Here is a 21,177-nt window from a genome sequence, read left to right as displayed (position 1 = left end):
AGGTACCGCGCCATGCGCACGCTGTGTTCGTCCACGCTGATCGGCGAGTTCTTCGTCATCGGCTTCGCGGGGCTGGTCGCGATGAAGCAGCCCGACCTGTCGATGGGCACCGTCTGGATCGTGTGCGGTGTCGCCATGGCGGTCTGCGTGCTGCTGTGCGGGATGCTGTCGCGGCCCGGCGCGCTCGCGGTCGGCTGGGCGCTGCAGGCGGGCCTGGTCGCCGGCGGGTTCGTGGTCGGTACGATGTTCTTCCTCGGTGTGATCTTCGCCGGGTTGTGGTGGGCCTCCATCCACTACGGCCGCAAGGTCGACGAGATCAGGGCCCGCAACGCGCCGCAGGCCACCTGACGCGCGCCTTGTAGGCTCGTCGTACTTCCACCGTTCCGCCTCGTCTGCTCTCACCGTCCCGTACCGCCTCGTTCCGGCTGTCGCCTGTCCCACGCCCCAGGAGCCTCACCGTGTCCCAGCGCACCCTCGTCCTTCTCAAGCCGGACGCCGTCCGCCGCGGCCTCGTCGGCGAGATCCTCGGCCGGATCGAGCGCAAGGCGGGCTGGACCATCGGCGCCCTGGAGCTGCGCACGCTGGACCGCGCCACCCTCGAACAGCACTACGCCGAGCACGTCGGCCGCCCGTTCTACGAGCCGCTGGTGGAGTTCATGGCGTCAGGTCCCGCGGTGGCACTGGTCGTCGAGGGCGAGCGGGTGATCGAGGGTGTACGCGCGCTGGCCGGTCCGACCGACCCGATCGCCGCGGCGCCCGGGTCCATCCGGGGGGACTTCGGCACCATCGTGCGGGAGAACCTGGTGCACGCCTCGGACTCCGAGGAGTCCGCGGAGCGCGAGATCACGATCTTCTTCCCCGGTCTGGCGTAACGCCCGGGGCCCACGGGAACCAAACACACCGACACGGCGTCACCATTACTGAGGTCCGCTGTGTGTTCTGATGACAATGGCGTCGGAACCCCGACACCGCGCTCGTCCGGGCGCGACTACGATGGAACCTCCGCCCACGCTCGGGAAGGCCAGACGTATCCACATGGCGAACAACATGTCGTTCATCGGCCGTGACATGGCTGTCGACCTCGGGACGGCCAACACGCTGGTGTACGTCAGGGGCCGCGGGATCGTCCTGAACGAGCCGTCGGTCGTCGCGGTCAACACCAACACCGGGGGCATCCTCGCGGTCGGCTCCGAGGCCAAGAAGATGATCGGCCGCACACCCGGCAACATCGTCGCGGTGCGCCCCCTGAAGGACGGCGTCATCGCCGACTTCGAGATCACCGAGCGCATGCTGCGCTACTTCATCCTCAAGATCCACCGCCGCCGCTACATGGTCCGCCCGCGCGTGGTGATCTGCGTGCCCTCCGGCATCACCGGAGTGGAGCGCCGCGCCGTCATCGAGGCCGCGACGCAGGCCGGCGCCCGTACCGTGCACATCATCGAGGAGCCGATGGCCGCCGCGATCGGCGCCGGGCTCCCCGTGCACGAGGCCACCGGCAACATGGTGGTGGACATCGGCGGCGGCACCACCGAGGTCGCGGTGATCAGCCTCGGCGGCATCGTCACCGCGCAGTCCATCCGGGTCGCCGGCGACGAGCTGGACAACGCGATCATCCAGCACATCAAGAAGGAGTACAGCCTCCTGCTGGGGGAGCGGACCGCCGAGCAGATCAAGCTCACCATCGGCTCCGCCTTCGACCCCAAGCCGGAGCAGGAGGAGCACACCGAGATCCGCGGCCGCGACCTGGTCAGCGGGCTCCCCAAGACCGTGGTCATCTCCGCGGGCGAGGTCCGCAAGGCCATCGAGGAACCGGTCAACGCGATCGTCGACGCGGTCAAGACGACCCTCGACAAGTGCCCGCCGGAGCTGTCCGGCGACATCATGGACCGCGGCATCGTGCTGGCCGGCGGCGGCGCGCTGCTGCGCGGCCTGGACGACCGGCTCAAGCACGAGACGGGCATGCCGATCCACATCGCGGAGTCCCCGCTGGACTGTGTCGCCCTGGGCGCCGGCAAGTGCGTCGAGGAGTTCGAGGCGCTCCAGCAGGTCCTCGACGCCGCTCCCCGCAGATGACCCGCCGCGCACGGCGGCACCGGCATTACCCCGCACAGTAGTTCCGACCGGCTGCGGCCCCTCAGCGGCGGCGGGTCCGACAGGGAAGGCACGGACTGGCGCCCGTGAGGGACACAAAGGAGAGCCGGCTGCTGCTGGTGCTGCTGGTGGTGGTGGCGTTCGCGCTGATCACCGTGGACATCCGAGGCGGCGAGAACTCACCGCTCGACCGGCCCCGGCAGGCGGCGCAGTCCGTCTTCGGGCCGGTGGAGAACTCGGTGGCCGGAGCCGTCGACCCGGTGGGCAACGCCATAGACGCGGTGCGCGACTCGAACGGCCGCAGCAGCACCATCAACCGGCTGCGGCGCGAGAACGAGGCGCTCAAGGAGCAGCTCGGCAGCAAGGACATCACCCGCAACCGCGCGCGGGAGCTCGACAAGCTGCTGAAGACCGCCGGCGCCGGGCAGTACACCATCAAGGGCGCCCAGGTCATCGCCATAGGAGCGGCCCAGGGCTTCTCCTGGACGGTCACCATCGACGCGGGCAGCCACGACGGCATCACCCGCGACATGACCGTCATCAACGGCGACGGCCTGGTCGGCCGGGTCACCACCGTCGGCCCCTCCACCTCCACGGTGCTGCTCGCCAACGACCCGGACTTCACCGTCGGCACCCGCCTGGAGGGTTCGATGGAGCTGGGCTTCGCGACCGGCCAGGGCGACCGGCCGATGCAGGTCCAGCTCCTCAACGGCAAGGCCGACGTGCGCGACGGCGACCGCCTGGTCACCTTCGGGTCGCAGGCGGGCAAGCCGTTCGTGCCCGGCGTCCCGGTCGGCAAGGTCATCGGGATCTCGCCGTCGGCGGGCAACCTCACCAAGACCATCCAGGTGCAGCCGTTCGTCGGCTTCAGCCGGCTGGACGTCGTCGGCGTCGTCGTGGTCGGGCCGCGCAGCGACCCGCGCGACAGCGTGCTGCCGACCCGGCCCACCCCGTCGCCCCGGCCCACCCCGAAGACCACCCCGAGCGGCCCGCACAGCCCGGGGACGCAGAGCAGCCCGGGAACGCAGAGCAGCCCGGGAACGCAGGACAGCCCGAACACCCAGAACACCCAGAGCACCCAGGACGGCGGCCAGACCCTCACCGGGGACGGCGCCTCCACCCCGCAGGACGAAGCGAGTCCCGGCGCGCAGGACACCCCGGGCCTCGAACCCACCCCGACGAACAGCGGGGGCTGACCCATGCGCCTCAACCGGATCGTGCTCTCCACCGTCTTGGTGGTCATCGCCATGGTCGCCCAGGTCAGCGTGCTGGCCCGGCTGCATCTGCCGGGGGCCGTCCCCGACCTGCTGCTGCTCACCGTGCTCGGACTGGCCCTCACCTACGGCCACGTCGGCGGCTGCCTCGTCGGCTTCTTCGCCGGCCTGCTCGCCGACGTCGCACCGCCCGCCGACCACGCGGTGGGCCGCTACGCCCTGGTGCTCTCGGTGATCGGCTACGCCGCCGGCCTCGCCAAGCCCGAGACCGGCCAACTGCGCACCGCCGCCGGGCCGATGATGGTCGTCATCGGCGCCGCCATCGGCACCACACTGCTCTACGCCGGCGTGGGCAGCCTCGTCGGCGACACCGCGGGCGCCCATGTGGGACTGGCCAAGCTGGTCTTCACCGCGGCGCTCTACGACCTGCTGCTCGCGCCGTTCGTGGTGCCGCTGGTGATGGCGCTGGCCCGCAGATTCGACCGCGACCCGCTCACCGAGGACACCGCCGGCGGCTACGGCGGCCGGATCGGCGGCGGACGCCTCGGCGGCGGCCGGGCGCGCGGCAGCCGCGGCGGCATGGCTCCGCAGCGCGGCATGTTCGGCCGCGCCGGCAAGCTGGTGACGATGCCCAGGGGGGCACGGCGTTGAGCAACATCCCGGAGACCGGCAGGACCACTCGGGTCACCATCCGGCTCGTCATCCTCCAGGTCCTGGTGGTCTCGCTGCTGCTCACCCTCGGCGGGCGGCTGTGGTACCTCCAGATCCGCAACGGCCAGGAGTACGACCAGAAGGCCGCGAACAACCACATCCAGCAGGTCGTCACGCCCGCGGTGCGCGGCGCGATCCTCGACGACCGCGGCGTGCCGCTCGCCGACAACGAGACCCGCCTGGTGGTCTCCGCCAGCCGCACCGACCTGCTCAAGCAGGCCGACGACGGCAAGGCCGTGCTGACCCGGCTGGCCGGGGTGCTCGGCATGAAGCCGCAGGAGGTCCTGGACAAGGTCCGGCTCTGCGACTCCCAGACGCCCAAGCCCTGCTGGAACGGTTCGCCTTACCAGCCGATCCCGATCACCGACAGCGCCACCACCCAGCAGGCGCTCCAGATCATGGAGCGCCGGGAGGACTTCCCCGGCATCACCGCGGAGCCCACCGCGGTGCGCCGCTACGCGGGACCGTACAAGTCGAACTCCGCGCAGGTGCTCGGCTACCTCGGCCCGGTCACCGACGACGAGGTCGCCGCCTCCGAGAAGACCGACACCCCGCTGCTGCGCGCCGACCAGATCGGCCGCTCCGGCCTGGAGAGCGTGTACGACGAGCAACTGCGCGGCAAGGCCGGCGTCACCCGCTACGAGGTCGACAACCTCGGCCGGGTCATCGGCCAGGCCGGCGACACCCCCGCGCAGCCCGGCAGCGACCTCGTCACCAGCATCGACGCCCGCGTCCAGGCGGTGACCGAGAAGGAGCTCAACGACGCGATGGTGGCCGCCCGCAAGACGTACGACACGGTCAGCCACGAGAACTACAAGGCGGACTCGGGCGCCGCGGTCGTCATGGACAACCGCACCGGCCAGATCATCGCCATGGCGAGCCTGCCCAGCTACGACCCCAACGAGTGGGTCGGCGGCATCTCCGCCAAGGACTACGCCGCGCTCACCGACAAGAAGTCCGACTACCCGCTGCTGAACCGGGCCATCCAGGGCCAGTCCGCGCCGGGCTCGACCTTCAAGGTGATCTCCACCTCGGCCGCGATCAACGCCGGCTACCCGGAGGACGGCGGCTACCCCTGCACCTCGTCGATGACCATCGGCAACCGCGTCTTCAAGAACTTCGAGAACGAGAGCTTCGGCGACATCTCGCTGGGCCGCGCGCTGGAGGTCTCCTGCGACACCGTCTTCTACGGCATCGCCTACAACGAGTGGAAGAAGGACGGCGGCACCGACCCCAAGCACCCCAGGGACTTCTTCTTCAAGACCGCCCACCAGTTCGGCCTCGGCGCGAAGACCGGCGTGGACCTGCCCGGCGAGGTCACCGGCCGGGTGCCGGACCGCAAGTGGAAGCAGGACTACTACGACCAGATGAAGGGCTACTGGTGCCGTACCGCCAAGGCCCACAAGAACGACACGGACCCCGACCTCGACACCCAGATCGCCATCGAGAACTGCCCCGACGGCTACGTGGTGCGCGCCGGTGACTCGGTCAACTACGCGATCGGGCAGGGCGACACGCTGGTCACCCCGGTGCAGATGGCCCGGATCTACGCCGCCCTCGCCAACGGCGGCACGCTCTACCAGCCGACCGTCGGCAAGGCCGTGATAAGCGCCGACGGCAGGACCGTCACGCCCATCAAGCCCAAGGTCGCGGGGAAGCTGCCGGACACCAGGACCACCCTGAAGTACATCGACAAGGCGCTGGCCGGCGTGGTCACCGAGGGCACCGCCGACTGGAAGTTCGGCGGCTGGCCGCAGAACAAGATCGCGCTGCACGCCAAGACCGGTACCGCCGAGGTCGAGGGCAAGCAGACCACGTCCTGGTTCGACACGTACACCAAGGACTACACGATCGTCATGACGATCTCCCAGGGCGGCACCGGCTCCGGCGGCTCCGGTGAGGCGGTCCGGCGGATCTACGAGGCGATGTACGGCATCAAGAAGGACAGCGCGACCATCGATCCGCGCAAGGGCATCATGCCCCGGCCGGTCACCGCGCTGCCGAAGATCTCCGCGGACGGCGCCGTCGAGCACACCTCCGCGTCGCTGCCCGCGCCCGGCGTGCTCCAGCTGCCGGACTCCCCGCGCACCGCGGGCTTCGACGGCCCGGTGCTCGCCGCCCTCACCCCGACCCGCACCGGCCGGCTGATGTACGGCAGGAAGTACACGGCATGAGCGCCCACACCTACTCCGTCCGGCGCTTCTCCCCGGAGAAGTCCACCCTCGGCAAGCTCTTCGCCCGCGACTCGGTGGCCCGCCGGATGGACTGGCTGCTGCTCTTCGCCACCCTGCTGCTGTGCGGCCTCGGCACCATGCTCGTCTACTCCGCCACCCGCAACCGCACCAACCTCACCCACGGCGACCAGTACTACTTCCTGATCCGGCACCTGATGAACGCCGGCATCGGGTTCGGCCTGGCCGCCGGCGCGGTCGCCATAGGGCACCGCAGGATGCGCACGATCGTGCCGTTCCTCTACGCCCTGTCGATCCTCGGCATCCTCGCCGTGCTCAGCCCGCTCGGCTCCACCGTCAACGGCGCCCACGCCTGGATCGTGATCGGCGGCGGCTTCTCGATCCAGCCGTCGGAGTTCGTCAAGGTCGCGCTGATCATCGGCATGGCCATGGTGCTGTCCGCGCGGGTCGACGCCGGCGACAAGGCGCACCCGGACCACCGCACCGTCCTCCAGGCGATCGGCCTGGCGGTGCCGCCGGTGCTGATCATCATGCTGATGCCCGACCTCGGCTCGATCATGGTGCTCGGCGTCATCATCCTCGGCGTGCTGCTCGCCTCCGGCGCGTCCAACCGCTGGGTGTTCGGCCTGATCGGCGCGGGCGTCGTCGGCTCGCTGCTGGTCTGGCAGCTCGGCATCCTCGACAAGTACCAGATCGACCGGTTCGCCGCCTTCGCCAACCCCGCCCTCGACCCCTCCGGCGTCGGCTACAACACCAGCCAGGCCCGGATCGCCATCGGCTCCGGCGGGCTGCTCGGCAAGGGCCTCTTCCACGGCAGCCAGACCACCGGCCAGTTCGTGCCCGAGCAGCAGACCGACTTCGTCTTCTCGGTGGCCGGCGAGGAGCTGGGCTTCGTCGGCGCGCTCCTGATCATCGTGCTGATCGGCGTCATCCTGTGGCGCGCCTGCGCCATCGCCCGCAACGCCACCGACCTCTACGGCACGATCGTCGCCGCCGGGATCGTCGCCTGGTTCGCCTTCCAGTCCTTCGAGAACATCGGCATGACGCTCGGCATCATGCCGGTCACCGGCATCCCGTTGCCGTTCGTCTCCTACGGCGGATCGTCGATGTTCGCCAACTGCATCGCCATAGGGATGCTGCAGTCCGTGAAGATGCAGCGCCCCATGTCCGCCTGAGCCGCTCAGGTCCGCCTCAGCGGCCCGGTCGGCAGGGCGGCCGTGACCGGTCCGGCCCGGATCATTGCCCCCCGCACCGACCCGGGTTACCGTCCCAGCATGGGCCGACGCTTCAGCGAGACCGAGCGGAAGTACGAGGCCGGGCACGGTCAGGGCAGCGTCCGCCCCGACCTCGACGGGCTGGCCGCCCGCACCCGCGACCTGGACCCCGTACGGCTGGACGCCCTCTACCACGACACGCCGCGCCTCACCCTCGCCGCGCACCGGGTGACCCTGCGCCGCCGCACCGGCGGGGACGACGAGGGCTGGCACCTGAAACTCCCCGCCGGCGGGTTCGGCGCCGGCGCCGCCGCGAACGCCGACACCCGCACCGAGGTGCACGCGCCGCTCGGGCGGCCCGGCGGCGGGCCGCCGGACGAACTGCGCACCGAGATCGCCGCACTGGTCCGCGGCCGCCCGCTGGAGCCCGTCGTCAGACTGCGCACCACCCGCCGCCGGGTGCTGCTGCTGGACGCCGCAGGCCGCACCCTCGCCGAGATCGCCTACGACGAGGTCGTCGCCGAGCCCGGCGGCGCCGCCTGGGCCGAGATCGAGGTCGAACTCGGCCACGGCGCACCGCGGCTGCTGGACGCCGTCGAGGAACGCCTGCTCGCCGCGGGTGCCCGCCGCTCCGGCTCCGGCTCCAAACTCGCCCGCGCGCTCGGCGCCCGGCTGGTCCCCGCGCCCCGCGGCCCCGACCCGGTGCGGACCGCGGGAGAGACCGCCACCGCGTACCTGCACGCGCAGTACACCGCGATCCTCGACCTCGACCCCGCCGTGCGCCGCACCGAGGAGGACGCCGTGCACCGGATGCGCGTCGCCACCCGCCGCGCCCGCAGCGCCCTCAAGAGCTTCCGTGCGGAACTGGACCGCGCCGCCACCGCACCGCTGGGCGCGGAGCTGAAGTGGCTCGCCGCCGCACTCGGCGCCGAACGCGACCGCGAGGTCCTCGCCGAACGCCTCGCCCGCCGCCTCGCCGAGATCCCCCGCCCCGAAGGCGCCGGGACGGCCGGGACGGCGGGAACCGCCGCCCAGGAAGCCGCACGACGCCGCCTCACCGCCGCCACCGGCGGCACCGCCACCGCCGGACCGCCGCACACCGCGGGCGCGCCCCCCGAACTCGACGACGCCCGCTACTTCGCCCTCCTCGACGCCCTGGAAGCGCTCCTCGCCCACCCCCCGTACACCCCGCGGGCCACCGCCCCCGCCCCCCGCGCCGCCGAAGCGACCGTCCGGCGCGACCACACCCGGCTGCGCCACGCCGTCGAGGCCGCCCTCGCGCTGCCCCCCGGCGACACCCGCGACACGGCCCTGCACGAGGCCCGCAAGGACGCCAAACGCGCCCGCTACTCCGGCGAAGCCGCCGAGACCGTCCTCGGCCCGCGCGCCGCCGCCCACACCGGCCGGATGAAGAGCGTCCAGCAACTCCTCGGCGAGCACCAGGACGCCGTGATGTGCCGCACCGCCGTCGCCGCCGTCCGGACCGCCGCGCTCGCCGCCGGCGAGGACCCCGCGCCCTACGACGCGATCATCGACCGCGAACGCCGGACCGCCGCCGACACCGAAGCAGCGCTGCCCGACCTCTGGCGGTCCGCCGACCACCCGCTGTGAGGCGCCGGACCCACCGCGCGACTCCGGTACCGTTGAGGGTCGTCATCACCACCGCGGCCCGCACCGGGCCCGCGCCCGCACCCGCTGATGAAAGTCGCCGAGATGCCTGTCGAGTCGGTCTTCCCTCGCCTGGAAGCGCTTCTCCCGCACGTCCAGAAGCCCATCCAGTACGTCGGAGGAGAACTGAACTCCACCGTCAAGGACTGGGACAGCGCCGAGGTCCGCTGGGCGCTGATGTACCCCGACGCCTACGAGGTGGGCCTGCCCAACCAGGGCGTCATGATCCTCTACGAGGTGCTCAACGAGCGTGACGGCGTCCTCGCCGAACGCACCTACAGCGTCTGGCCCGACCTTGAGGCGCTGATGCGCGAACACGGCGTGCCCCAGTTCACCGTGGACGCCCACCGCCCGGTCCGCGCCTTCGACGTGTTCGGCCTGAGCTTCTCCACCGAGCTCGGCTACACCAACATGCTCACCGCCCTCGACCTGGCCGGCATCCCGCTGGCCGCCGCCGACCGCGGCCTCGACGACCCGATCGTGCTGGCCGGCGGCCACGCCGCCTTCAACCCCGAGCCGATCGCCGAGTTCCTGGACGCCGCGGTCATCGGCGACGGCGAGCAGGCCGTCCTGGAGATCACCGAGGTCGTCCGCGCCTGGAAGGCCGAGGGCCGCCCCGGCGGCCGCGACGAGGTGCTGCTGCGGCTGGCCAGGACCGGCGGCGTGTACGTACCGCGCTTCTACGACGTGGAGTACCTGCCCGACGGCCGCATCGCCCGCGTCGTCCCCAACCGCTCCGGCGTCCCGTGGCGCGTCTCCAAGCACACCGTCATGGACCTCGACGAGTGGCCCTACCCCAAGCAGCCGCTCGTCCCGCTCGCCGAGACCGTGCACGAGCGCATGTCGGTGGAGATCTTCCGCGGCTGCACCCGCGGCTGCCGCTTCTGCCAGGCCGGCATGATCACCCGCCCGGTCCGCGAGCGCTCCATCACCGGCATCGGCGAGATGGTCGAGAAGGGCCTGAAGGCCACCGGCTTCGAAGAGGTCGGCCTGCTCTCGCTGTCCTCCGCCGACCACACCGAGATCGCGGACGTCGCCAAGGGCCTCGCCGACCGCTACGAGGAGGACAAGATCGGCCTGTCGCTGCCCTCCACCCGCGTCGACGCCTTCAACATCGACCTCGCCAACGAGCTGACCCGCAACGGCCGCCGCTCCGGCCTGACCTTCGCCCCCGAAGGCGGCTCCGAGCGCATCCGCAAGGTCATCAACAAGATGGTCTCCGAAGAGGACCTGATCCGTACCGTCGCCACCGCCTACGGCAACGGCTGGCGCCAGGTCAAGCTGTACTTCATGTGCGGCCTGCCCACCGAGACCGACGAGGACGTCCTGCAGATCGCGGAGATGGCCAAGCGGGTCATCCAGAAGGGCCGCGAGGTCACCGGGCAGAACGACATCCGCTGCACCGTCTCCATCGGCGGCTTCGTCCCCAAGCCGCACACCCCCTTCCAGTGGGCCCCGCAACTCGGCGTCGCCGAGACCGACGCCCGCCTGGAGAAGCTCCGCGACGCCATCCGCAGCGACCGCAAGTACGCCCGCAACATCGGCTTCCGCTACCACGACGGCAAGCCCGGCATCATCGAGGGCCTGCTGTCCCGCGGCGACCGCCGCGTCGCCGCCGTCATCCGCGCCGTCTACGAGGACGGCGGCCGCTTCGACGGCTGGCGCGAGCACTTCTCCTACGACCGCTGGATGCGCGCCTGCGACACCGCCCTCCCGGCCGCCGGCCTGGACCTCGCCTGGTACACCACCCGCGAGCGCACCGTCGAGGAGGTCCTGCCCTGGGACCACCTCGACTCCGGCCTGGACAAGGACTGGCTCTGGGACGACTGGCAGGACGCCCTCGACGAGACCGAGGTCGACGACTGCCGGTGGACGCCGTGCTTCGACTGCGGGGTGTGTCCGCAGCTCGACACGCATATTCAGATCGGCCCGACCGGCCGCAAGTTGCTGCCCCTGTCGGTCGCCGCTCCCGCGACGGGCGCGGACGCGTCTTCCTGAAGTCCCACACGGCGTTCCGGGGGCGGCCGTCGGGGGGCTCTCCGCGGGGGCCGGCGGGCCGGGCGGGTGCGGTAGTTTGCGCGCCATGACCGCGCTCGGAGCCCCCGCCTGGCCGCCCGCCCCGATCAGCACCGAGCGGCTGGTGCTGCGCGAGCCCGAGGCGGGGGACCGTGAGGCGTTCATCGCGTTGTTCGCCTCGCCGGAGGTGGGCGCCTTCATCGGCGGGTCCCGGGCGCGTGAGGAGCTGGAGCGCTCGATGCCGGTGGTGCCGGGGCGGCGGGCCGGGCTGTTCGTGACCGCTCTCGACGGGGCGATGATCGGCATGGTCACGCTCGATCGGCGCGGCGCGGAGCGTCCCGGGCATGTGCGACCGGACGCGGGGGAGGCCGAGCTGGGCTACATGTTCCTGCCCGGGGCGTGGGGGCGGGGGTACGCGGGGGAGGCGTGCGCGGCGGCGCTCGGCTGGTTCGCGCGGGCGCTTCCCGGCGAGCCGGTGGTGCTCTGCACCCAGACCGCCAACGCGCGTTCGCTGCGGGTCGCGGCGAAGTTGGGGTTCACCGAGGTGGAGCGGTTCCAGGAGTACGGCGCCGAGCAGTGGTTCGGCGTGTGGTCCTCGGGTCCGCCGGCCGTGTGACGCGGGACGCGTCCTCCGGGGCCGGGGCAGGGGGCGTCAGGTCCTGAGCCGCAGTTGGAGAGCGGCTCCGACGAGCACGGCGAGCAGTCCGGCGGCGGCGACCGAGGCGCCGACGGCGGTGGACCACCCCGCGATCATGGGCACGCCGTCGGCCGCGAGCCCGGCTCCCATGAGGACGCGTCCGATCCCGCCCCGCAGCGGGGTGCGCGGTTGCCGGTCGCCGCCCGCGGCGAGCGCCCGTACCCCCAGTCCCGCGATCGTGCATCCGCTGACGAACATCACCCAGGCCGCCACCATGTCGCACCCTCCCCTGCTGCGGATGCTACGCGCTCGGGCGGGCGGCGGGGCACGCGTTCGGCGGCTCATGAGTGGGCCGGACCCGGGCCGGCGGGCATCCTGGCGGGAGTGAGGTCCTGCGGACGCACGGTGAGGAGCCGGAGATGATGAAGTTGCGGGAGGTCCCGACGAGGGCCGCGACGGGGGCGTTCATCCTGCGGTCCGGGTGGCAGAAGTGGAAGGGCGACGAGGAGACGGCGCGGGGTCTGCACGGTTTCGCGACGGGCACGTACCCGTTTCTGGGGAAGCTGGAGCCGCGGCGGTTCATGCGGCTGCTGGCGGTCAGTGAGCTCACCGTGGGCACGCTGCTGCTGACTCCCGTGGTCCCGACGCTGGTCGCGGGCGCGGCGCTGACCGGGTTCTCCGGTGGGCTGCTCGGGTTGTACGCGCGGACGCCGGGGATGCGCGAGCCGGGGACGGTCTGGCCGACGCAGGACGGTGTCCCGCTGGCGAAGGACTCCTGGATGGTCGGCATCGGGCTGGGCCTGATCGCGGACGCGGTGGCCTCCGACCGAGGTTGCGGCGGCTGACGCGGGGGAGCGGCGTACGGTCAGGGCCGGCGGGCGAACACCACGTCGCGGGCGGCGCCGCGGGCCGTGGCGACGGCGCCGAGCAGCACCGCGTCCTCGCCGAGCGCGCTGGCGGCGACCTTCGGCCGCAGTGGGGTGAGCCGCCGCAGGGTGTCGCCGACGGTCTCCAGCAGCAGGTCGGCGCTGTGGCCGACGCCGCCGCCCAGCACGACGAGTTCGGGGTCGAGCACGGCGGCGACGGCGGCGACGGTGTGGGCGAGCCGCTCGCCTTCCTGGCGGACGGCGGCGACGGCGGGCCGGGTGCCGGCGCGGGCGGCCTCGAAGACCGCCTTGGCGGTGAGCGGCCCGGTCATGCCGAGCGCGCGGGCGGCGCGGACCACGGCCACGCCGGAGACGGCGTCCTCCAGGGTGTCGGGTTCGCGTCCCGACCACGACCAGGGCAGGAAGCCGATCTCGCCGGCGGCGCCGTTCGCGCCGGTGAAGGGCCGGCCGTCGGCGACGATGCCCATGCCCAGGCCGGTGCCGATCATCACGTAGACGAAGAGCCTGCTGCCGGCGCCGATGCCGAAGGTGTGCTCGCCGAGGGCGGCGAGGTTCGCGTCGTTGTGGACGGCGAGGGGCACGCCGAGTTCGTCACGCATGCGGTCGAAGAGTCCGGCGCGGCCCCAGCCGGGAAGGTGCAGGGCGTAGCGGACGCGGCGGGCGTGCGGGTCGTAGACGCCGGGGGTGCCGACGACGGCGTGCACGACCTTGGCGGCGTCGACGCCGGATGCGGCGACGACGCCGTGCGCGGTGGCCACCACGAGGTCGGCCATGGCGCCGGAGGTGCGGGCCCGGTTGCGGACGTCGGCGCGGGCCACGATGGTGCCGTCGAGGTCGGCGAGGGCGGTGCGCAGCCAGGTCCTGCCGATGTCGATGCCGAGGGCGTAGCCGGCTGACGGGTCGGGGGTGTAGAGGACGGCGGCGCGGCCGCGCTCGGGGGTGTGGTGGCCGGCCTCGACGACCAGTCCCGCGGCTTCGAGGGAGGCCAGCGCGCTGGACACGGTGGGTTTGGACAGGCCGGTCTCGCGGGCGAGCTGGGCGCGGGAGGCGGGCGCGGCGCGCAGGCGTTCCAGCAGCAGGCGCTCGTTGGAACTGCGCAGTCGCTGCTGGTTCCAGGGCTGGTTCGAGCCGGCCTCGCTGCTGGTCATCCGGTCATTGTCCCGTATGCCCTGCACGGTCGGGGCGGGCCCCGCGCGGAGTCGGTCCGAACCCTTGACGGTATTAGTAAGGGAACTTAACTTGAACCGCATGTCCGGCACCCCGCGTCCCCAGGGCGGCTTCGTCCGCCGCATCGGCCTGTTCCAGGCCACCGCCATCAACATGAGCCAGATGTGCGGCATCGGTCCCTTCGTCACCATCCCGCTGATGGTCGGCGCGTTCGGCGGCCCGCAGGCCGTCATCGGCTTCGTCGCCGGTGCGCTGCTCGCCCTGGCCGACGGCCTGGTGTGGGCCGAACTCGGCGCCGCGATGCCCGGCTCCGGCGGCAGCTACGTCTATCTGCGGCAGGCGTTCCAGTACCGGTCCGGCAGGCTGATGCCGTTCCTGTTCGTGTGGACGGCCATGCTCTTCATCCCGCTGATCATGTCCACCGGCGTGGTCGGCTTCGTGCAGTACCTCGGCTATCTCGCCCCGCACATGGGCAGGACCACCGGCGACCTGGTCGGCCTGGCGGTGATCGTGCTGGTGATCGCGCTGCTGTGGCGGGGCGTGGAGCACATCGCGCGGCTGACCGCGGTGATGTGGGCGGTGATGATCGTCTCGGTGCTGCTGGTGATCGCCGCCTCGGCCACCCACTTCTCCGGCCACCTCGCCTTCACCTACCCGCCGCACGCCTTCGCGCTCACCACCGGGCACTTCTGGACGGGCTTCGCGGCGGGCCTGACCATCGGCATCTACGACTACCTCGGCTACAACACCACCGCGTACATGGGCGCGGAGATCAAGCGGCCGGGCCGGGTGCTGCCCCGCTCCATCGTCTTCTCGATCGTCGGGATCATGGCGATCTACCTGCTGCTGCAGATCGGCACGCTGGGCGTCATCGACTGGCACCGGATGACCGATCCGCACGACATCGCCTCGACCTCGGTCGCCTCGGCGGTGCTGGAGAAGACCTGGGGCAAGGGCGCCGCGGACACCGTCACCGTGCTCATCCTCGTCACCGCCTTCGCCTCGGTCTTCGCCGGGCTGCTCGGCGGCTCCCGGGTGCCTTACGACGCCGCGCGCGAGCGGGTGTTCTTCCGCCCCTACGGCAGGCTGCACGAGCGGCACCGCTTCCCGGTGTGGGGGCTGGCCACCATGGGCCTGATCACCGCGGCCGGCTTCCTGATCGGCCGGCACACCGACCTGCAGACGCTGATCCAGCTGCTCACCACCGTCATGGTCATCGTGCAGGCGCTCGCCCAGGTGCTCGCCGTCGGCGTGCTGCGCCGCCGCCAGCCGGGGCTGCGCCGCCCCTACCGGATGTGGCTCTACCCGGTGCCCGCGGTGGTCGCGCTGGTCGGCTGGCTGGTCATCTACGGCTACGCGGACAAGAACTCCCCCGGCCGTCACCCCATCGAGTGGTCGCTGGCCTGGGTCGCGCTCGGCGGCGTCGCCTTCGTGCTGTGGTCGCGCTACGAGAAGGTGTGGCCGTTCGGCCCCAAGGAGATCGACGAGGAGTACCTGGAGGGCGCCGACCCGGACGCGGAGCCGGTCGCGGTCTGAGGTTCCCGCCGACGTCCCCGCGGTCCAGATCCCCGCGGTCCGACGCCGTCCACGGCCCGGGACGGCGCCCACGACCCGCCACCGCCCGCGCCACCCGGGGACGCCCCGGCGGCGCGGGCGGCGCGGCTCGTCCCGTCCACAGGCCGGGAGCCCGTCCACAGGCCGGGAACCGGGCGGCGCCGGGCCCGCGCGCGGCGGCGTAACCTTGTGTACGTATCCGCGGCGGGACGGTCGCATCCGGCGGCCCCCGCCCGTGGCGCATCGCCACCCGCATCCGTACGAAGGACTGAGCGACACTGGGCAAGCGACAGCCCGAAGGCCCGCCGCCCGCACCGACGGTGCAGCGCATCCGACTGCGCTACACCAAGCGCGGCCGCCTCCGGTTCACCAGCCACCGCGACTTCCAGCGCGCCTTCGAGCGGGCGCTGCGCCGCGCCGAGGTGCCCATGGCGTACTCGGCGGGCTTCACCCCGCACCCCAAGGTGTCGTACGCCAACGCCGCACCCACCGGCGTCGGCAGCGAGGCCGAGTACCTGGAGATCGCGCTCGCCCGGCACCGGGACCCGGAGGAGCTGCGGCTGCTGCTGGACGAGTCGCTGCCGGCCGGACTGGACGTCGTCGACGCGGTCGAGGTCAGGACCTCAGGTCTGGCCGAGCGCCTTGAGGCGTCGGTGTGGCAGCTCCGGCTCGACGGCGTCGAGCCGGAAACAGCACGTCAGGCGGTCGCGGCGTTCCTCGCCGCGGACGCCGTGGAAGTACAGCGCGGCACGAAGAACGGCGTCCGCACCTTCGACTGCCGGGCCGCGGTGACGCGACTCGAGGTCGAGGAGAGCGCGGCCGCCGAGGACACGCCGACGCGGGAACAGGGTGCCGATGGGCCGCGGGACGCCGCCTGTGCGATACTGCGCCTGGTTGTGCGGCACCTGACACCTGCCGTACGGCCCGACGACGTACTGTCCGGCCTCCATGCGGTGGCTGACCTCGCGCCGCCGGTCCCCGCAGCGGTGACCAGGCTGGCGCAGGGGCCGCTCGACGAGGAGTCCGGCACGGTCACCGACCCGCTCGCGCCCGATCGCGACGCCGTGGCGGTACCTGCCGGTACCGCCTAGGTATGGCGTCGACGCGACGCCGAGGACACCGGGAGCCACCCGGAGCCGGCGCCGCTGACCACTTGAGACTTTCGCCGGCCCCCTGCGGGCGGGCCGGCGAGCGACACAGCAGCTCCCGTGCGGCGCCCGCGCCCCGGAGGCCGGCCCCGCGATCCAAGCGGCTGCCGGCCCCGAACAGGGCGCGGCGCCCGGGAGCATGACGGGAGCACTGCCCGAATGCCCGACCAGACCGATCCGACCACCCAGCCCGACACATCGACCCCGGCGGACGACTCCGCCGCGCCGCGCCGCCGTCGCCGCGCCGCGTCCCGCCCGGCGGGATCCCCCGCGGGCGCCCCCGACGAGACAGGCGCCGCCGCACCGGCGGACGCCGGCGAGGGCGCCGAGGAGGCGCCGAAGCGCCGCCGCGCCACCCGCAAGACCGCGGAGCCCGCGCCGGCCGCCGCCGCACCGGCGGACACCGGCGAGAGCGCCGAGGAGGCGCCCAAGCGCCGCCGCGCCACCCGCAAGACCGCCGAGCCCGCGCCGGCCGCCGAGGCCGCGCCTGCCGTCGCCGCCACGGGCGACGAGCCCGCCGCCGCGCCGGTCCGCCGCCGCGCCACCCGCAAGGCCACCGCGCCGGCCGCCGAGGCCGTGCCCGCCGCCGAGGCGGTGCCTGCCGCCGCTGAGGAGTCCGCGGAGTCCGCGGAGCCGGCCCGGCCGCGCCGCCGCGCCACCCGTAAGGCGACCGCGCCGGCCGGTGCGCCCGCCGAGGCCGCGCACACACCCGAGACCCTGGCCGAGCCGGTCGCTCCGGCTGAGGCCGCGCCCGCCGTCGCTGAGGAGTCCGCGGAGTCCGGTGCGCCCGCCAGGCCGCGCCGCCGCGCCACCCGTAAGGCGACCGCCCCCGCCGGTGCGCCCGCCGCCGCCGAGCCCGCCGAGATCGTCGTGGACACGCCGCAGGCCGCCGCCGCGGAGACCGTCGCCGAGGCCGTGCAGGACGAGCCGCAGGCCGCGCCTGCGCCGGCCCGCCGCCGCGCGACCCGTAAGGCGACCGAGCCGGCCGGTGCGCCCGCCGCCGCCGAGCCCGCGCAGGCCGCCGCGGCTCCGGCCACCGAGGCCGCGCCTGTTGCGGAGACTGCCGTCGCTGAGGAGTCCGCGGAGTCCGGTGCGCCCGCCAGGCCGCGCCGCCGCGCCACCCGTAAGGCGACCGCCCCCGCCGGTGCGCCCGCCGCCGCTGAGCCCGCCGAGCCGACGCAGGCCGTACCGGCCGCCGCGCAGCCCGCCGCCGAGGCGGCTCCCGCACCGCAGGCGCCTCAGGCCGCGCCCGCCCGTTCCCGCCGCAGGGCCGCCGACGCGCCCGAGAGCGGCGCGGGACGCCGGGGTGGCCGTGGCCGCAAGGCCGCGCCCGCGGCGACCTTCTCCGCGGGCGACGGCTCGCGCCGCCTGCGCCCCGGATCGCTCGCGCCCAGGGAAGAGGCGGCCGCAGAGGCCGCCGCGCCCGAGACCACGGCGCCCAAGGGCGCCGCACCCGAGGCCCGCGCGTACACCGGCCGCGGCTTCCGCGACGGTGACGGCTGGGGCGTCGAGATCGACGACGCGTACGAGATCCGCGGCTACGGCGAGACGCTGGAGGACGCGACCGAGGAGGCCGTCACCGCGGTCGCCGAGGCGTTCGGCGTGCCCGCCGCCTCCGTACGGCTGGAGGTGCGCACCGACGAGCCCGAGGCGCAGGAGCCGCGCTCCGGCCGTGGCCGGCGCCGCGCCACCCGGCCCGCCGTGGCCGTCTTCCAGGCCCCGGTCTTCCAGGCCCCCGAGCCCGGCGCGCCCGCCGCGGCCCCCGCGCAGGTCCCCGTCCAGGAGCAGGACGAGGACGAGGCGGAGGCCGAGGAGGACCGCTCGCCGCGCCGTCGCCGCCGTCGCCGCGGGGGACCGGTCGAGCAGACCGCCGCCGCCGCGATCGCCGACGAGCCGGAGGCGGAGGCCGCCGAGCCGCAGGACGCCGAAGCCGAGCCCGAGGACGATCAGGACGAGCAGGGCGCGGACGACGACCGTCCTTCGCGCCGTCGCCGCCGCGGCGGCCGCCGCCGTCGCCGGGGCGACGCAGCCGACCACGACGAGTCCGGCTCTGACGAGCACGACCCCGACGACCCCAACGAGCAGGACGACCACGACGAGCAGGACGAGCACGACGACCACGAGGGCGAGGAGTCCGAGGACGGGCACGGCCCGGCCGGCTCCAGCACCAGCAGCCGTCGCCGCCGTCGCCGCCGCCGTCGCGGCTCCGACGGGGGCGGCGACGACGGCAACGCCGTGGACGACCCCGAGCGCACCGTCGTCAAGGTCCGCGAGCCGCGCCCGAAGTCCGAGGGCACCGGCGTCGACGAGGTGCAGTCCATCAAGGGCTCGACGCGTCTGGAGGCGAAGAAGCAGCGCCGCCGTGAGGGCCGTGAGCAGGGCCGCCGCCGGGTGCCGATCATCACCGAGGCCGAGTTCCTGGCCCGCCGTGAGGCCGTCGAGCGGGTGATGGTCGTCCGGCAGAACGGCGACCGCACCCAGATCGGCGTGCTGGAGGACAACGTCCTCGTCGAGCACTACGTCAACAAGGAGCAGGCCACCAGCTACGTCGGCAACGTGTACCTGGGCAAGGTGCAGAACGTGCTGCCGTCCATGGAGGCCGCGTTCGTCGACATCGGCAAGGGCCGCAACGCCGTGCTGTACGCGGGCGAGGTCAACTTCGAGTCGCTCGGCATGTCCGGCGGCCCGCGCCGCATCGAGTCCGCGCTGAAGTCCGGCCAGTCCGTGCTGGTCCAGGTCACCAAGGACCCGATCGGCCACAAGGGCGCCCGGCTCACCAGCCAGGTCTCGCTGCCCGGCCGCTACCTGGTCTACGTGCCCGAGGGCTCGATGACCGGCATCAGCCGCAAGCTGCCCGACACCGAGCGGGCCCGGCTGAAGTCGATCCTGAAGAAGATCGTCCCCGAGGACGCGGGCGTCATCGTGCGCACCGCGGCGGAGGGCGCGAGCGAGGACGAGCTGCGCCGCGACGTCGACCGGCTGCAGTCGCAGTGGGAGGACATCCAGAAGAAGGCCAAGAGCGGCGGCGGTGGCGGCAACGCGCCCACCCTCCTCTACGGCGAGCCGGACATGACCGTCCGGGTCGTCCGGGACATCTTCAACGAGGACTTCTCCAAGGTCATCGTCAGCGGCGACGACGCGTGGCAGACGATCCACGAGTACGTCACCCACGTCGCGCCCGACCTCGCCGACCGGCTCTCGCGCTGGACCTCCGAGGTGGACGTCTTCGCGACCTACCGGATCGACGAGCAGCTGCTGAAGGCGCTGGACCGCAAGGTCTGGCTGCCGTCCGGCGGTTCGCTGGTGATCGACAAGACCGAGGCGATGGTCGTGGTCGACGTCAACACCGGCAAGTTCACCGGCCAGGGCGGCAACCTGGAGGAGACGGTCACCCGCAACAACCTGGAGGCGGCCGAGGAGATCGTCCGCCAGCTGCGGCTGCGGGACCTCGGCGGCATCGTCGTGATCGACTTCATCGACATGGTGCTCGAATCCAACCGGGACCTCGTCATGCGCCGGCTGCTGGAGTGCCTGGGCCGCGACCGGACCAAGCACCAGGTGGCCGAGGTCACCTCGCTGGGCCTGGTCCAGATGACCCGCAAGCGGGTCGGCCAGGGACTGCTGGAGTCCTTCTCCGAGACCTGCGTGCACTGCAACGGCCGCGGCGTGATCGTCCACATGGACCAGGCCACGACCGTCGGAGGCGGCGGCAAGCGCAAGCGCCGGGGCGGTCGCGGGACCGGCGCCGAGGGCGCGGAGCACGAGCACACCCACGAGCACGTGCACGAGCACGAGGAGCCGTCCGGCACGGAGGCCGCCGAGGCGGCCGAGGCCGGTGTGGACGCCGACGAGCTGCCCGAGCTGGAGCCGATCGAGGTCGGCGAGTCCGACCTGGTGCCGGCGGTCGGCGATCCGGAGGAGGAGTGGTTCGGCAGCGCCGCCGAGGCCGAGGCCGCCGCCAACTCCGGTCGCGGACGCGGCCGTCGGCGTGGCGCCCGCAAGGCGACCGCGCCGGCCGGAGCGCCGGCCGCGGCGAGCCGCGAGCCCGAGCCCGCGGTGGTCGTCGTGCCGGTGAGCGAGCCGGACGTGGAGCCGACGGCCCTGCAGGAGCTGCAGCCGGTGGTCTCCGCCGAGCCGCCCGCCCGGACGCGCCGCCGCGCCACCCGCAAGGCCACCGCGCCCGCGGGTTCGCCGACCGCGTCGCAGGACGCGGAGGTCGTGGTGGTCGCAGCCGAGCCGGCTGCCGCCGCGGAGGCCGTGGCGGCCGTGGCGGCCGCGGTGGAGGCCGAGCCCGCGGTGTCGGCGGAGCCGCCGGCCCGGACCCGGCGGCGGGCCACCCGCAAGGTGACCGCTCCCGCGGGCTCGCCCGGCGGGGGCGAGGACGCCGCCGTGGTGGTCGTCGCCACCTCTGCCGCCGCGGAGGAGTCCGCGCCGGCCGGCGCCGAGTCCGGTGCGGTGCCCGGCGACGACGCCGCCGAGCCGAAGAAGCGTGCGCCGCGCAAGGCCGCCGCCAAGAAGACGGCCAAGAAGGCCGCGACGAAGAAGGCGGCCGCCGCCAAGAAGACGACGGCGAAGAAGCCCGCCACGAAGAAGGCCGCCACCTCGGCCGAGTAGTTCCCTCAGGGGCGGGGGGCCCCCCCCCGGGGGGCCCCCCCCCCGGCCCGGCCCCCCCGGGGGC

Annotated in this window: 16 protein-coding genes; 14 read left to right on the top strand and 2 right to left on the bottom strand. The window is 73.5% G+C overall.

Translation table 11 applies throughout. The features are described 5' to 3' along the window. Window positions 1-12: 12 nt before the first annotated feature. From V2S66_RS08485 to V2S66_RS08440, 10 genes are all read left to right on the top strand, one after another. Window positions 13-348, top strand: a complete 336-nt coding sequence (locus V2S66_RS08485) for a DUF4233 domain-containing protein (RefSeq protein ID WP_330793938.1) — start codon at window positions 13-15, stop codon at window positions 346-348. Window positions 349-458: 110 nt separating this feature from the next. Beyond that, entirely contained in the window at window positions 459-872 is a 414-nt protein-coding gene (ndk, locus tag V2S66_RS08480) for a nucleoside-diphosphate kinase (RefSeq protein ID WP_330793937.1), read from the top strand. Window positions 873-1,047: 175 nt separating this feature from the next. Beyond that, complete coding sequence (locus tag V2S66_RS08475; RefSeq protein WP_330794160.1) at window positions 1,048-2,073, top strand: rod shape-determining protein; 1,026 nt, start codon at window positions 1,048-1,050, stop codon at window positions 2,071-2,073. A gap of 104 nt (window positions 2,074-2,177) precedes the next feature. Continuing rightward, a complete protein-coding gene (mreC, locus tag V2S66_RS08470) occupies window positions 2,178-3,287 on the top strand; it encodes a rod shape-determining protein MreC (RefSeq protein WP_330793936.1) in 1,110 nt (369 codons plus the stop codon). A gap of 3 nt (window positions 3,288-3,290) precedes the next feature. Continuing rightward, window positions 3,291-3,956 carry a rod shape-determining protein MreD gene (gene mreD, locus V2S66_RS08465; RefSeq protein WP_330793935.1) on the top strand — a complete coding sequence of 222 codons (666 nt, stop codon included), beginning with the start codon at window positions 3,291-3,293 and terminating at the stop codon, window positions 3,954-3,956. Next, complete coding sequence (gene mrdA, locus V2S66_RS08460) at window positions 3,953-6,190, top strand: penicillin-binding protein 2 (protein WP_330793934.1); 2,238 nt, start codon at window positions 3,953-3,955, stop codon at window positions 6,188-6,190. The genes mreD and mrdA overlap by 4 nt, the downstream gene beginning before the upstream one ends. Beyond that, window positions 6,187-7,383, top strand: coding sequence for a rod shape-determining protein RodA (gene rodA / locus V2S66_RS08455; RefSeq protein ID WP_330793933.1), 1,197 nt, complete (start codon window positions 6,187-6,189; stop codon window positions 7,381-7,383). Before mrdA ends, rodA begins: the two co-directional genes overlap by 4 nt. Window positions 7,384-7,482: 99 nt before the next feature. Further along, window positions 7,483-9,033 (top strand): CYTH and CHAD domain-containing protein, encoded by a 1,551-nt coding sequence (locus V2S66_RS08450; protein WP_330793931.1) that lies wholly within the window; start codon window positions 7,483-7,485, stop codon window positions 9,031-9,033. A 102-nt stretch (window positions 9,034-9,135) separates the two neighbouring features. Beyond that, window positions 9,136-11,088, top strand: coding sequence for a TIGR03960 family B12-binding radical SAM protein (locus tag V2S66_RS08445; RefSeq protein WP_330793930.1), 1,953 nt, complete (start codon window positions 9,136-9,138; stop codon window positions 11,086-11,088). Between the two features lie 85 nt (window positions 11,089-11,173). Next, window positions 11,174-11,722 (top strand): GNAT family N-acetyltransferase, encoded by a 549-nt coding sequence (locus V2S66_RS08440; protein ID WP_330793929.1) that lies wholly within the window; start codon window positions 11,174-11,176, stop codon window positions 11,720-11,722. 36 nt (window positions 11,723-11,758) lie between these two features. Here the strand turns inward: V2S66_RS08440 and V2S66_RS08435 are convergent, their stop codons facing one another. Continuing rightward, window positions 11,759-12,019, bottom strand: coding sequence for a hypothetical protein (locus V2S66_RS08435; RefSeq protein WP_330793928.1), 261 nt, complete (start codon window positions 12,017-12,019; stop codon window positions 11,759-11,761). A gap of 143 nt (window positions 12,020-12,162) precedes the next feature. Here V2S66_RS08435 and V2S66_RS08430 point away from each other — a divergent pair, with 143 nt between their 5' ends. After that, entirely contained in the window at window positions 12,163-12,588 is a 426-nt protein-coding gene (locus V2S66_RS08430) for a hypothetical protein (RefSeq protein WP_330793927.1), read from the top strand. 20 nt (window positions 12,589-12,608) lie between these two features. On the opposite strand, the gene V2S66_RS08425 is transcribed toward V2S66_RS08430, so the two are convergent. After that, entirely contained in the window at window positions 12,609-13,778 is a 1,170-nt protein-coding gene (locus V2S66_RS08425) for an ROK family transcriptional regulator (RefSeq protein WP_330793926.1), read from the bottom strand. A gap of 100 nt (window positions 13,779-13,878) precedes the next feature. Here V2S66_RS08425 and V2S66_RS08420 point away from each other — a divergent pair, with 100 nt between their 5' ends. The 3 genes from V2S66_RS08420 to V2S66_RS08410 all read left to right on the top strand — a co-directional run bounded on the left by V2S66_RS08420 (window position 13,879) and on the right by V2S66_RS08410 (window position 21,113). Next, window positions 13,879-15,333, top strand: coding sequence for an APC family permease (locus tag V2S66_RS08420; RefSeq protein ID WP_330793925.1), 1,455 nt, complete (start codon window positions 13,879-13,881; stop codon window positions 15,331-15,333). Between the two features lie 338 nt (window positions 15,334-15,671). Continuing rightward, the gene (locus V2S66_RS08415) at window positions 15,672-16,442 is read left to right on the top strand and encodes a TIGR03936 family radical SAM-associated protein (RefSeq protein ID WP_330793924.1); all 771 of its coding nucleotides are present in this window, start codon (window positions 15,672-15,674) and stop codon (window positions 16,440-16,442) included. A 216-nt stretch (window positions 16,443-16,658) separates the two neighbouring features. Beyond that, window positions 16,659-21,113: an Rne/Rng family ribonuclease gene (locus V2S66_RS08410; RefSeq protein ID WP_330793923.1), complete on the top strand. Its 4,455-nt coding sequence runs from the start codon at window positions 16,659-16,661 to the stop codon at window positions 21,111-21,113. Window positions 21,114-21,177 lie beyond the last annotated feature (64 nt).

The organism is Actinacidiphila polyblastidii (assembly GCF_036353415.1).
Classification (GTDB): domain Bacteria; phylum Actinomycetota; class Actinomycetes; order Streptomycetales; family Streptomycetaceae; genus Actinacidiphila; species Actinacidiphila polyblastidii.
Note: the sequence above shows the minus strand (reverse complement) of the source record. Positions and strands in the feature narration are given on the sequence as shown.

What these genes read in the sequence shown, in the direction of transcription:
- V2S66_RS08485 (WP_330793938.1), top strand. Translation starts at nt 13, where the DNA reads ATGCGCACGCTGTGTTCGTCCACGCTGATCGGCGAGTTCTTCGTCATC.
- V2S66_RS08475 (WP_330794160.1), top strand. Translation starts at nt 1,048, where the DNA reads ATGTCGTTCATCGGCCGTGACATGGCTGTCGACCTCGGGACGGCCAAC.
- mreD (WP_330793935.1), top strand. Translation starts at nt 3,291, where the DNA reads ATGCGCCTCAACCGGATCGTGCTCTCCACCGTCTTGGTGGTCATCGCC.
- rodA (WP_330793933.1), top strand. Translation starts at nt 6,187, where the DNA reads ATGAGCGCCCACACCTACTCCGTCCGGCGCTTCTCCCCGGAGAAGTCC.
- V2S66_RS08450 (WP_330793931.1), top strand. Translation starts at nt 7,483, where the DNA reads ATGGGCCGACGCTTCAGCGAGACCGAGCGGAAGTACGAGGCCGGGCAC.
- V2S66_RS08445 (WP_330793930.1), top strand. Translation starts at nt 9,136, where the DNA reads ATGCCTGTCGAGTCGGTCTTCCCTCGCCTGGAAGCGCTTCTCCCGCAC.
- V2S66_RS08440 (WP_330793929.1), top strand. Translation starts at nt 11,174, where the DNA reads ATGACCGCGCTCGGAGCCCCCGCCTGGCCGCCCGCCCCGATCAGCACC.
- V2S66_RS08435 (WP_330793928.1), bottom strand. Translation starts at nt 12,019, where the DNA reads ATGGTGGCGGCCTGGGTGATGTTCGTCAGCGGATGCACGATCGCGGGA.
- V2S66_RS08430 (WP_330793927.1), top strand. Translation starts at nt 12,163, where the DNA reads ATGATGAAGTTGCGGGAGGTCCCGACGAGGGCCGCGACGGGGGCGTTC.
- V2S66_RS08425 (WP_330793926.1), bottom strand. Translation starts at nt 13,778, where the DNA reads ATGACCAGCAGCGAGGCCGGCTCGAACCAGCCCTGGAACCAGCAGCGA.
- V2S66_RS08420 (WP_330793925.1), top strand. Translation starts at nt 13,879, where the DNA reads ATGTCCGGCACCCCGCGTCCCCAGGGCGGCTTCGTCCGCCGCATCGGC.
- V2S66_RS08410 (WP_330793923.1), top strand. Translation starts at nt 16,659, where the DNA reads ATGCCCGACCAGACCGATCCGACCACCCAGCCCGACACATCGACCCCG.